7 protein-coding genes are annotated in these 13,305 nt (G+C 45.2%); 2 read left to right on the forward strand and 5 right to left on the reverse strand.

Annotation, left to right across the window (positions count from 1 at the left end; all coding sequences use genetic code 11):
• Positions 1-13: 13 nt before the first annotated feature.
• The gene (locus QA601_17175) at positions 14-1,054 is read right to left on the reverse strand and encodes a hypothetical protein (GenBank protein MDG5816832.1); all 1,041 of its coding nucleotides are present in this window, start codon (positions 1,052-1,054) and stop codon (positions 14-16) included.
• An 874-nt stretch (positions 1,055-1,928) separates the two neighbouring features.
• Here QA601_17175 and QA601_17180 point away from each other — a divergent pair.
• Entirely contained in the window at positions 1,929-5,834 is a 3,906-nt protein-coding gene (locus QA601_17180; protein MDG5816833.1) for a translocation/assembly module TamB domain-containing protein, read from the forward strand.
• Positions 5,835-8,579, forward strand: coding sequence for an outer membrane protein assembly factor BamA (gene bamA, locus QA601_17185; protein ID MDG5816834.1), 2,745 nt, complete (start codon positions 5,835-5,837; stop codon positions 8,577-8,579).
• A gap of 321 nt (positions 8,580-8,900) precedes the next feature.
• Here the strand turns inward: bamA and QA601_17190 are convergent, their stop codons facing one another.
• From QA601_17190 to QA601_17205, 4 genes are all read right to left on the reverse strand, one after another.
• The gene (locus QA601_17190) at positions 8,901-10,067 is read right to left on the reverse strand and encodes a hypothetical protein (GenBank protein ID MDG5816835.1); all 1,167 of its coding nucleotides are present in this window, start codon (positions 10,065-10,067) and stop codon (positions 8,901-8,903) included.
• A 96-nt stretch (positions 10,068-10,163) separates the two neighbouring features.
• On the reverse strand, positions 10,164-11,015 hold the full coding sequence (locus tag QA601_17195) for a glycine betaine ABC transporter substrate-binding protein (protein ID MDG5816836.1): 852 nt from the start codon (positions 11,013-11,015) through the stop codon (positions 10,164-10,166).
• Positions 11,016-11,038: 23 nt separating this feature from the next.
• Positions 11,039-11,896 (reverse strand): proline/glycine betaine ABC transporter permease, encoded by an 858-nt coding sequence (locus QA601_17200; protein MDG5816837.1) that lies wholly within the window; start codon positions 11,894-11,896, stop codon positions 11,039-11,041.
• Positions 11,893-13,089 (reverse strand): glycine betaine/L-proline ABC transporter ATP-binding protein, encoded by a 1,197-nt coding sequence (locus tag QA601_17205; protein ID MDG5816838.1) that lies wholly within the window; start codon positions 13,087-13,089, stop codon positions 11,893-11,895. Before QA601_17205 ends, QA601_17200 begins: the two co-directional genes overlap by 4 nt.
• Positions 13,090-13,305: the final 216 nt, after the last annotated feature.

The raw sequence follows: 13,305 nt of genomic DNA on the forward strand, positions 1-13,305 counted from the left end.
ATGTTTGACTGCGTTAGTCAGAATTTTTAGACTTAAAGCTAATAATGTTTATAAAATTTCCAAACTGGGAACCACCGATCATTCCGATAACAGGGTTAAACCTAATAGGAAAAGCAACATTTAATGATGCCCGGAACCCGTTTCTTCCCTTAAATCTCACCCAGTCATCATCATCGATTAGAGTTCCATCCACATCAAGAGTACCGGATGGTTGTATGAAGCTGTTTTCCCATCCCATTTCCAGAAAAACCTCCATGAAATTCAATGGTTTGTATCCTGACACTATACCGACAAAACTTGAAAGTCCCTTTAAATTAAACTCACCAACGATGTCATTATCATCATCTTCCCCGGTTTTCCAGTAAGCGTTGAGCCATGTGAAATTTGCGGCAACAGAGAGGGAGAACGGTAGGTCTTCCAACAGGTACTGAAAATCATGATGAATGCCAAAACCCGGAAAAGCAATTTTTACATCTCCGAAATCGGAAATACCTATTTCGGGCAAACCCATGTAGCGCAGGGTTAATGCTGTATAGTAATAGGAAAAAGTTGTTTGAAGGGTAACGTAAGGCAGAACGGAAACATCCGGCAGATGACCACCAATTAAACCGGTATCCCCTTCATTTACCGAGATAACACTACCATGACGGTTAAGTATCGAACGAGAGAGCTCCGGGATTTCAGAGTCACCAAAAATAGTAGGGGTAGAAACCCTTTGCACCTCTATGCACCCTCTGCAGTCAACATCAGCACCCCGATCCTCCTGAATCCTGCAGGTTGTGCATCCATCATCATAGTATCTTACCGAGTATTCCCGATCTGCTCCATTGAGGTATACAATTGAAATAGGAATCGATACCCCGAATGAGAACTCTTTGCCCACAGAAGCACTCTGAAACCATCCTGCGTTGGTGAGCGTTCCAAAAGTCGTTGCAATTGGTCTGAAATAATCTTTTTGGTCTACGAGTGCATTGACTGTTTCATTAAGAGAGTTTCCCCTAACAGGAATCAATGCCACAAGTAATAAAACAAGTGCTTTAAAAAACCTACCCATATGTACTCCATTGTTAGTAAGTGAAGCATAATATTATCAATGCCTTAGAGGTTCGCTTCGGACTGATCTATAAAAGGTCTTCAGACCTTTGTTCCACACCCAGCTCTAAAAAAAGTGTCTACTTCATGTACTTGGGATATCAGATTATAAGGAATATCTCTATTAATATAAACTATGATGGCAAAAAAAGAGATCTTTTTTTCAACAAAGTATAGTCAAAAAAGACCAGAAAGCTTGGAGCGAGTCAACCTGTTCTTTTCTATGCTGTAAGAATGTACCGAATCAGAAAGACTAAAGGTGATTTGATTATGTTAAAAGTGTGTGCAATTGTTGTGCCCGCTTAAGAACTACCCTGCACCATATCTCCGTTATCATTCTATAAAGTATGATAAGTCTTTTCCGTTTCTACTACATAGTGTAATTGTACATACTTACACGTACCCTCTTTTTAAGAGATTTTCCCCAATATGTACACTCATGTCCAATCACGCTTAGGTTTTTTTGTCAGTTCTGCCATCAAATGAACAATCATTTTACCCACTTTGCCAGGCAATCAAGAAAACTTCCCCATAACTGTTTTTGGAACAGTGTTTGAAAAAGGGGGTAAAAAACAGAATACAAATGTCCGTGCTTACCTGCTTTAAGTCACACAGTTTGTCGCTCGCAGCGAGTGCTATCTCAGCTGTTTCAGCCGCGTTACAGCCTCTGTCCGGCACAGTATTAGCGTGTTTTTTTAAAACGGCTCTATTTGTCCGGTTAAAGATACACAATCAAAACCACAATTTTAGCCAGTTAAAGCAAAAAAACAGGTACATGAGCGTAATGTATTTTTAGCTACTCACAGCGTGTGATTAAGACCATGAGATTTAAGCCAATGAAACGTTTTATTCTGATTACAGCGATCGTTATAGCAACTCTGGTGGTAGCACTGTTTGCCACTCTTGCCATTGCGATCAACAGTAACACTGTTCACCAATATGTTATAGCCCGGGTGAATGAGTCGATACCCGGTTCTTTTAAACTGGACCGCCTTCGTATCACTCCCTTTGGAATTCAGGTTGAACTACTCGATTTTGCGCTTCTGGATCCTTCAGGGCAGGAACTTGCTGCTTTTGAGCGTTTCTTTGCAGACGTTTCATTAATAAGCCTTATACGAAAAAATGTGGTGATCAGAAAAGCAACACTTGAGCACCCCAGCACCGTAATCGAGATCGACAGCAGCGGCAATCTCACCCTGCTTAATGCCTTTCGCCGGGGTGAAAAAGATCCTGAGCCTCAGGATACGCTACCCGAACAGGAAACTGGTGCCCCAGTGCCCGTGGAGCTACGCAATCTGGACATAATCGGCGGAAAGGTTCGTTTCGCATCACAAAAGGACAGCATAGAGATAGAATTGTCTGGTCTCAGCGTAACTGCCAGCGGACAAATCCCTGCCATGTCAGCCGATCTCTCACTGGCCTTTGATTCACTGGCTTTAAAGAATTCCCGAATCAACACCCGGATTTTTGACCTTCAGCTGATGGCCAAACTTAGAGAGATGGATTTAGATTCCCTGGACCTCAGACTCAACACAGAAAAGTCTGCTGTGGCTCTAAGCGGCCGGGCATCATCACTGGCAAACGATCCTCTGATAAATTTAACCCTCACTTCCGATCTCTCGCTTGAGGAGGTAAAAAGTTTTGCGGCTCTGGAAAAGGAGCTCAGTGGCAATGCAGCGCTTCGCCTGAACGTCTCCGGCTTAGCGTCCAATCCCGACCTCGATCTGAATGTGGCCTATGATGGTGGTGAGATTTGGGGGTATCCGGTAAACATGATGCTTGTTGATGCTACCCTCAGAGACCGAAACATCAGGTTATCACCATTGAGGATCGGCGGGGATGTTGGCTCCATCGACCTTACCGGTGACATCGATGCCCGGCAGCTGTTTCCTGATGGCTTTCTCGATCAAATGAGCTCACCTGAACATTTAAAGTACAATGTAAGACTGTCAGGAAACGATGTTTTGCTCCACCACTTTGCCCCCACACTCTCGGGAGCCGGGCAACTTTCGCTCAGGCTTGAGGGCAGGGGAATTAAACCCGATTCATTGGCCGCGAATACAACAATCCAGGCATACGTAGCAGACTTTAAACCTACAGCAGACGCTGTGCCTCAGGATGCGCAAATCTCACTTTCGGCCGCATTGACGCAGGGAATTGTCCATATTTCTGAATTTTCCGGCAACGTTGGAACCACCAATCTCGACCTCTCAGGCGGCTACAACATCTCTTCAGGTGCGATGGATGCCGACCTTAGCCTCTCGGTTCCATCACTTGCAGAAGTACTGCACCTCAGCGGTATCGATGACAGTGTTTCCGGCAGTGCCACCCTTTTGGCTCAGCTGGGGGGAGATATCACCCACCCCAGGGCTGTTATCAATTTAACCGCAGATACTGTTGCGGTAGGTGATATACAGGTAGACAGCTTACTGCTTTCTGCAGGGCTGGAGAGAGATGGCAGAGCGCGGATAGAGCGACTGACCCTAAACAGGTTGAATTCCGAAGCTGAGCTCTCCGGATCAACGCAGCTGCTGCACAATGGTTCGCTTATCCCCGTTAGTGAGATGGAGTTTGATGTCGCCCTCTTTTCAGAGAAACTACAGTTGGATGATTTTATTGAGGCGGTTAGTGGAACGGTTGCTATCGATGCAACTGTTCAGGGTACGATTGATGACCCCCGGGGACACGTCCGACTTTCCGCAGCCGATATCTCAGCTGCTGAGCAGAACATCTCAGAAATACACCTCCAGACCAGACTGGAGAACCAGAGAGCCTATATAGAGCCTCTTCAAATCGCGCTCCTGCCCGGACAGGAGCTCAGTGTAAGCGGATGGGCAGCACTTAAAGATTCCTTTGATCTGAGGCTTTCGGCCCCCCAATTGGATTTAAATGAACTCTCCACGGTAACCGGTCTTGAGACTCTTTACGGAAAACTTTCCCTTGCTCTGCAGGCCCGGGGAACTTACCAGCAACCGCAAGCAGATGGTATGCTGAACGTAACTGATATCAGCATAGAATCCCTTCCGGTGAAAGACATCTCGCTTCAACTAAGTTTTAAGGATCAACTGGCAAGAGTAGCAGGTACTGCAATGGGGGACATTTCTGCTACCTATAATATCGATACCAAAGATTTCGATGCGGCCCTCAGGCTTGATGATCTGCTTCTTGATCCCTATCTTGCGTTAACTGGTCAGAACCTTGAGGGCAGGATAACCGCCGCTCTTAGCGCTGAGGGCAACACCGACTCCTTAGCTCAAACCAGCGGCCTGCTGGATATCACCGATCTTAAGGTCGGTTATGACAACATTCCCGTTATCGAAACAAACGATCTTAGAGTGTCGGTGCAAAACAATCAATACACTGTTCCCCAATTCAGTATAACACTGGTTGGCGAAGGATCGTTAAGTGGCAATGCTCAGGGGTTAATTGAAGGTCCTCATGAAGTGACCCTCAACGGAGATATTCCTTTAGCACTGAGCCGACATTTCACCGAAGAGCTTCCCGATATAGAAGGAAATGTGGTTCTTGATATTTCATTCACCGGCATGGCCGATGCCCCCGATCTTAGCGGTGATGTGCGGCTAAACAATATTGCTTTGACCTTGCCGGGAATTGCTCAGCGACTGCACTCAGTTAATGGCCGCATCGTGGCAGATAACAGATCGGTTCGACTTCAGTCGCTTCGTGGTAATCTGGATGAAGGATCTCTTGATGTACGGGGGGAATTAAAGCTGGATGATTTCAGCCCTTCAGATTTGAGGGCTGATGTGGTTTTACGACGTTTGCCTGTAGCCGTGCCCGATATGCTCGATCTTGTGGTTGATGCACGGGTTAGCGTTACAGGAAATTCCGATACCACCCGTGTATCCGGGGATGTTGTACTGCTTGATGGAGTCTACTATCAGGATGTGGTGATCAATCCCCTGGCACATATGGGACAGCGAAGACGCAGAGAACGGCATGTGCCCCAAGAGATCCAAATGCCATACCTTAGAAATATGCGTTTTGATGTAGGTATTCAGGCACGGGCTCCGTTTAGAGTAAATAACAACCTGGCCAATCTGACCATTATCCCCGACCTTCAGTTAATGGGCACTCTTAACGCTCCGGCTCTTAACGGCAGAGCAAATGTTCGTGAAGGTACTGTCACCTATCTGAGAAACGAATTTGAGGTCAGGAGGGGAGTGATAGATTTTGTTAACCCCTATGCTATCGAACCGAGAATTGATATAAGGGGAGTGGTGCCTGTGGATGAAAGAATTATACAGCTTGAAATATCAGGTACCCTGGATGATCTTATATTTCAACTTGGCAGTAACGACCCTACTCTTGAGGATCAGGACATTCTCTCTCTTCTTATTCTGGGTCAAACTATCGGAGATCTGCAGGATAACTTTTTGCCCGGAGCAAGCGGCACGGCTGGGCAGACTAATCAGCAAATTCTTGCTTCACTTATCGCTTCAACCTTTGGTGATGATATAAGAAGAGCTACTGGTCTTGACATTTTCGAAGTAGAAACAGGTGATGAGTTGGATGAAGAGTCCGACAGGATAGCTGTTACAATGGGCAAGCAATTTACAAGGCAATTAAGCACACGATACACAGTTGAATCCAGGGAAGGAGAGATCGTGCAGCGTGCGGCTGCTGAGTTTAGAATTCTTCAAAATTTACTTATTGGCGCGTTTCAGGACACAAGGGGTATTTATGGCGGTGAATTACGTCTTATCTGGGAGGCACGATAGATGAGACGATCCATTTTTCTGACAGTACTAATGATTCTCTCTCTATGTAGCGTTGCTTCAGTGGCTTCTGAGCAGATGGTTGATAGTGTCTCCTATAAGCTTACTGAGAAAACTCACGATTCAGATGAACTACTAAACGCCGCACAAAAGCTGATTACTCTAAAAGCCAACCAGCCGCTTGACTCTTCTACTTTAAATGAATCTATCGATGCGCTGTATGCCTGTCGTCTCTTTGAAAGCATTGAGGTCACAGAGGATAAAGGGCATGTTATGTTTCTGCTTAAACCTGCAAAGTATGTAAGAGATATCCGCGTAACAGGAGCCCATCCTTTATTTGCCGACGAAGTAGAAGTGGCAATGAATACCTATCCCGGTGATATCTTCTACCACGATGTACGGAAACAACAGGATTCTCTGATCAGGGAACTTTATCTAAGAGAAGGCTTTGTTTCTCCCCAGGTGGAGATTACATCAGAAACCCATCGTTCCGGTGAAGGGCAGGTGCTCAATGTTATGGTAGAACCTGGTGATTACTATCGCCTGAACAGTATTGAGATCAATGGCAATGATGCGGCCTCGAATCTGGGCCTGAAACTCAGAATGAGAACCTGGCGCGCCTCTTTTTTTCCCGGAAGCGGCGGACGTTTCCTTGAAGCAGATCTTAATAAAGATATAACAACCCTTACTGAGCTCTACAGGGCTAACCGGTACGCAGACGTAGAGATCCGAAAGACTGTAATAATGGATTCTTCAGATCACTCGGTAAATGTTGTATTGGATATAATTGAAGGGGACCGGTACCGAATAGAATTTTCACCCCGAAGGGATCGTGGATATCGCCGGGGAGTTTTTAAGGATGATATCACCATTTTTGAAAGCGGCAACCGCAACAATCTCGGTTTAAGGACCTCAACGCGGGCTATTCACCGACGTATGAGGGAATCGGGGTTTCTCGATGCTACAGTAGAGTACTCGGACACCACCGTAGAACGAAGTCGGTATAACGAACGGATCGTGTATTTCGATATCAACAGAGGACCGCGCACAACGGTTTCTCAAATTATTCTTAACGGAGTAAACAGTATAGATAAAGATCTTGTTTACGGACAGATGTTACATGTCGACAGAGGCAGAGCTTCAAGAAGGGCCTATAACCCCGATGTACTGCAGGAGGATGTGGTTGCCATAAATATGCTTTATATCTCCCGGGGCTTTCTTAACGCGCAGGTATCATCGGATGTCGAGGTGGAGAATAATTCTGCAGTCATTACCATAAATGTAGATGAAGGGAAACAGACAATACTAAACGATGTCACCGTTGATGCTCAACGGTTTAGTGAAATCGATGTAAATGAAGCTATAACCGCAAAAAAGGGAGACATATTCAGCAGTGCACTCCTCAATCAAAACGCCCGTACGTTACAGGCTTTGATTGCAGAGCAGGGCTATCCACACGTTGAAGTTACCCCGGTTGCACAGATGAGCAGTGATAGTACCAAAGCCGATGTTGATTTTCGCATCACTGAAGGTCCACAGGTTTTTATGGGTGATGTGCGCTATATCGGTGCTTTCCAAACACAGGAAACTGTACTCAACCGAGAGCTGCGCGCTTCACCAGGAGACCCGCTCTCTTTACAGGACATTGTCGATACTCAAAACCGACTCAGAGATCTTGAACTGTTCAGCTCTACCCGTTTCAGGACCATAGGTTTGCGGGAACGATGGGACACAGTGCAGGTATTTGTTGAGGTAGCAGAAGTACCGCCCTACTATGGCTCCTTTAGTACCGGGTTTCAGTCCGATGAGGGCCCCTTTATCAGTGCAAAGGTTGGTAACCGCAATATGTTTGGGCTCAATAAAGATGCCTCGATAAGTGGTGAATTGAGCCAGATTGGTCACAGAGGTGAACTGGGGTTGATGGAGCCGCGTCTCTTTGGTACCGATTTGCGGGCACAGTTTGGAGTGTATGGTGAAAGTATTTCTGAGCTTAATCTCGATTGGACAAGCACAGCCTATGGTATCTCAAGTGTAATTAGCTATTCGATTGGCAGATTTACCAATCTTGGTCTTGGTACAACTTACGAACGTCGCCGCCTCTCTACAGATGATGGAGAGGTTCCCGACACCTTAAATGACTTTAGCCGTGACAACCGACCCCGAAATATAGTTGTCCTGAAACCATCATTTACCTATGACCGCAGAGATTCCTTTACCCGTCCGCGCGGAGGTGTCCTGTTTGGCTCTTCAGTTGACATATCCCAGAGTATCGATAGCGAAGTGGATGATTTTGTGAAGATTCAGTCAGAAGCAAGAGGATACATAACACCACTGTCTCGATTAACACTGGCCGGTATTATTCGAGGTGGTTATATTCATCCCCTTGGTGAGGATGCAGTCGTTCCAACCGACCAGATCTTCTATCTGGGCGGAACACAGAATATCCGGGGTTTCGACAAAAACCTCTTTCATCCCGACTCCAGCGGTGGTACAGCAATGCTCTCTGCCAGCATAGAAGCCCGCTTTGAGCTTGGCTACAACATCGAACTAACAGCGTTTGGTGATATCGGCAGGCTGGAAAATGATTTTCGGTCGATTTCTGAAGATCAGTTTCGCTCCTCTGCTGGTCTGGGGCTCAGATATATCACCCCCATTGGCCCTATTGGGCTTCTTTATGGACACAAAATAGATCGAAAACCAGATGAAAGTTCAGGGGCTTTTCATTTTTCCTTAGGGTATACTTTTTAAGAGTAGCTTTTATATGTCTCTCTTTGTTTCATCTCAGGTACAAAATCCTACAGGCAGATTGTCCTTCCGGAAAAACAGTTCTACCTTTTAGTCCCGCAAGCCGCGCCGGAGTGAATATTTCGTTGTAACAGTTTTTAAGTTGTTTGTGTTCGTAATAGGGGTAAGGCAGAGCCGGAGTCGGTTTGCGAATTTACTGGACAGCTTTGCTCCGGCTCAGCCCTTCGACTTGCGCCCGGGGAACTGAATTGATGCGCTGCCGAGGAATGAGCCGGTACTTGAATCAGATAGTGCAAAGCTGTTTCAGATCATATCTAAGCGATATCAGAAATAGTACCCAAAATTGATATTGAGTCGATGATTCCACTGAGGATCCTGCTGCCCTTCATCCAGCCCAACACCGAAAAAATCGGTTAACCAGGGATGGTTATACCCTGAAGCCAGATCGATATAGGCAAAAATCGGTCCTGCACCAACTGAAGCACCCAGAACATTTTGCTGAGTATTTTCAAACTGATCGTTGTCTTTGTCCGTAAAGGTGTAGTTGTTATAAACAGTAACCGTTGCAGGTCCGATTTGAAAGGGCAGTGTATAGGCCAGGCCTACAGTGTACATCATTGCCTTTGATGCAATACTATAGGGCCATCCATAAGCCCCCTTGGTAACGGTTTCCAGACTGTTACCCTGGTCATCAACTGCGTTATAGTTATATAAGATCGTGTTGGCCAGAAGATTAAACTGCCCTATATCAGCATCAATATGAAATGCAGCAGCATAGCGATCTGACCAGGCGTCTTCATCTGCAACTACACTGTTAAAGATTTGTCCGTATTGGGCAGACACCCCAACTTCCAGACCACCTAATAACCCCAGGGGTAAATTATAAGCCACCCGGGCATTTACCTGATTGCGCTCTTCATTGGACTGCCCCTCAACCGGTATGAGGTCATAAGAGTATCTGGCCGCCTCGGGATTACCATCAGGAATCGCAGTAGTTCCGTGGGGTTCAGATTGAATGAAGTAAGCAAGTGCCAAATCAAAATTGTTTACGGTATGTGTAACCTTCACTCCCATATCATAGTCATCTTCCAGACCTACATAGTAAGCTGTAGAAAAGAAATAACTATGTGATGCATAGGGAAGATTGCCAAAGGGTACCTGGGTAACACCAAGCTCAAGTTGTGTATTGTCGTTCCAACGGTAACCAACCCAACCGCGCTGGATAAAATGTACCTGACCCACAGGATAGAACCGGTATTCAAAGTCTAACAAAAACCCGTCCATCAGCCCCGATACATTGAGACGCCAGGTGTCCCAGGTTTTTTGTATATCACCGACATTCAGGTCACTTTCGTACATTCTCACAAAGAAGTTATAACGAAATGCGCCACCAATGGATATACCGTCCTCCTCCTGTGCGCTCACGCTGACAAAAGATACAAGAAGGAAGGATACACTCAGTAATATAAGCATTTTAAAAGATTTAAACATACACACTCCGCTATCAATTGAAAAGAATTAGTTTTTACAGTCTCTGTTTGTGTATACTGTATTATCTCATTATGTTTAAAATTTCTACCTACACTCTTAATTGTTATCAGGAATCCAGGCCTGCACTCTTTCCCTATTTTCTTCAATCCACCTTACAGCATTTTGATATGGATCGGCACCTGTTTCCTCATTCCAAATCATGACCTGTTCCATGTCTTCGGGAGTCCAGTTAAAGTTATTCAAAAACTGATAAACTTCAGGCATATCTTCACTAAGGTTTTGCCGTACAATAGTTGCAATGAATTCCTCACCGCCATAAACATTTTCGGGGTCTTCGAGGTATTTAAGATCCCATCGCGCAAACTTCCAGTGTGGTGTCCATCCTGTAACCACAACCCATTCATTATTTTCGATAGCACCGGAAAGAGTCGCGGTCATAGCAGCACCACTCCCCTCAATCAGATTTAAATCGTCCCCCAGGTCATAGACTTCAATAGCCTCTTCGGTGGCAGACATAATACCAGCACCAGGATCAATTCCAATTATCTGGTTATTGAAACGATCTGCCTCATCAACCAGATCACCTACACTTTCGATCTCTACATAGTCGGGGACTACCAGCCCTATTCTTGTTCCTTCCAGGTTTGGTCCAAGATTCTCAACTCTGTCTTGTGTTCTCTCGAGGTACTGTTGATGGGTAGTTGGCAACCATGCTGCCACCATGGCATCGACATCACCCGTCGCTACTGCTTCCCACATAGCGGCCGCACTAACGGAGGTAAGGTTCACATCATACCCCATCTCTTCCTGTAGCACAGCAGCCACAACATTTGTACTTGCGATCTCAGTTGCCCATTCTACATAGACCAGATCCACCGAATCATCCCCGGGGGCACAACCCAGGATTAATAATGAAGCGACGAGTAAACAAACAATTCCTTTTTTCATAGTACACTCCTTTAGCTAATGTGTTAATGAAGTTTACGTGGAGGAGACTTTTTAGTTCCTATTTTTTGAGTAATTCTATCCAAAATCATTGCTACTATAACCACACCCAAACCAGCCTCAAAGCCCAGCCCCGGTTGTAGTCGCTGTATTGCTCTCCATACCTCAGCACCCAAACCACCAGCACCAATCATGGAGGCTATAACTGCCATCGACAGTCCAAGCATAATCGTTTGATTTATTCCGGCCATGATAGTAGCTGTAGCAAGAGGCAGTTGTACTTTAAACAGTTTTTGAGCTGTTGTGGCACCGAAAGCATCCGCGGCTTCCTCAAGCTCCAGGGAAACCTGATTGATACCCAAAGCGGTTAAACGAATGGTAGGGGGAATAGAAAAAATAACCGTAGCAAACACTGCACTCACTGTACCCAAGCCAAAAAAAGGAATAGCGGGTATAAGGTACACAAAAGCGGGCATTGTCTGCATAAAGTCAAGTATTGGCGTTATGATTGCCCCCGCTTTTTTATGGAGCGCAGCTATAACTCCCAGAGGTAATCCCATTGCAATCGCAAAGACAGTAGAAACCAGTACAAGTGCAATTGTAGTCATAGTAGGTACCCACAAATTTAGATTCCACAAGATAAAAAGACCGACCAACGAGAATGTAGCAAGTTTTATGCCAGTACGCCACAATAGAAGAAGCACTACTACAATAATAAACGCCCAGGGTGGTACCAGTAAAATGATGTCGAGCACAAAATCGATTGCGTTCTGTACAAAGTTAGAAACCGATCTGGTAGCACCAGCCAATGTTGCTGTTAAAAAGTCAAGAAGCGAATCTACCCACTCAGCAAGTGGTATTCTAAACAGTGGAGAAGTACTCATTCCTCACCTCCCCAATTAGCCAATCCGGCAAGTATAGAACCATGCATAACCTTTCCCTTCAATTTCCCCTTTTCGTCTACTACAGCCAGTGGATACTTCATCTCCACTATTATCTTTATAAGATCCCTTGCAGCACAATCGGGAGCGACTCTCTGTTGGGGATCATTTTCAATTATGGAATAAAGATCTTTTTTCCCCTCATCTACTGCCATGGAAGCAGATTCAGCAGAAACGAAGCCGTGAAATTTCTGATCTTTAGAAACAACGAACACAAACGACTCTCCACACTCCTTCATACAGTGCAATGCGGTCATGGGACCATCCTTTAACCCAACCACCGGACGAGGTCGTACCATAATATCGGAAGCGGTTACTACTTTGGTGAGATCTACATTTTCAACAAACCGCTTTACATACCTGGTCTCAGGCCGGACCAAAATCTCTTCAGGAGTGCCTATCTGTATGATTTCACCATCTTTCATGAGCACAATTCTATCCCCCAATTTCAACGCCTCATCAAGATCGTGGGTGATAAACACTATGGTCTTATGTACTGTGCTTTCAAGGCTTAAAAGTTCATTTTGCATATCAGTACGAATCAGAGGATCAAGTGCGCTAAACGCCTCATCCATCAGCAAGATATCAGGCTCAACCGCTAAGGCTCTTGCAAGTCCCACCCGTTGCTGCATACCACCACTAAGCTCATCGGGGTAACTGTTTTCCCAGCCCTTTAGCCCAACCAATTCAATTGCATGCCTTGCCCTGGTTTGCCTTTGGCGAGGATCAATCTGCTGAATTTCCAGCCCAAATTCAACATTGGCCATAACAGTTCTGTGAGGCAATAACCCAAAACGCTGAAACACCATACCAAACTTTTTTCTTCGAAAATCACGCAACTGCTCTTTATCTAAAGCTGTTACTTCTGTCTTATCAATAAAGACCTTTCCGGCTGTTGGCTCATAAAGACGATTTAAACACCTTAAGAGTGTCGATTTGCCGCTTCCAGACAAACCCATTACTACAATTGTTTCTCCCGGATAAATGTCAAAACTTACATCATAGACCCCTACCGTGTGCCCTGTATTTTTAAGCTCTTCACGGGATGATCCATTCTGTAACATCTTTAACGCTTTGTTCGGGTTGGGTCCAAATATCTTTGAGCAGTTACGAATAGTGATTTTTGGTTCTGTCATAAACCACCTGATTTTTAAAGTAAACTTTTTTTTGCGTTCAACCTTTATCACCTAAGCATCCGACTTAATCACCCCTTTTTTCGCCAATGAACAGAGGTAAGGACGGCATCACCGCAAATTATATACCAGTTATGAGTAAACAGCTTTTTTGAGCTCCAATCTAAAGGAGAATCCATCGGTAGTTATTGTTGAAGGCGACCCCTCGAAAGTATTTTT

Source organism: Chitinispirillales bacterium ANBcel5 (assembly GCA_029688955.1).
GTDB classification, from domain to species: Bacteria; Fibrobacterota; Chitinivibrionia; order Chitinivibrionales; family Chitinispirillaceae; genus Cellulosispirillum; species Cellulosispirillum alkaliphilum.

Coding starts and splice junctions, on each gene's coding strand:
- QA601_17175 (MDG5816832.1), bottom strand. CDS start 1,054: ATGGGTAGGTTTTTTAAAGCACTTGTTTTATTACTTGTGGCATTGATT.
- QA601_17180 (MDG5816833.1), top strand. CDS start 1,929: ATGAAACGTTTTATTCTGATTACAGCGATCGTTATAGCAACTCTGGTG.
- bamA (MDG5816834.1), top strand. CDS start 5,835: ATGAGACGATCCATTTTTCTGACAGTACTAATGATTCTCTCTCTATGT.
- QA601_17190 (MDG5816835.1), bottom strand. CDS start 10,067: ATGTTTAAATCTTTTAAAATGCTTATATTACTGAGTGTATCCTTCCTT.
- QA601_17195 (MDG5816836.1), bottom strand. CDS start 11,015: ATGAAAAAAGGAATTGTTTGTTTACTCGTCGCTTCATTATTAATCCTG.
- QA601_17200 (MDG5816837.1), bottom strand. CDS start 11,896: ATGAGTACTTCTCCACTGTTTAGAATACCACTTGCTGAGTGGGTAGAT.
- QA601_17205 (MDG5816838.1), bottom strand. CDS start 13,089: ATGACAGAACCAAAAATCACTATTCGTAACTGCTCAAAGATATTTGGA.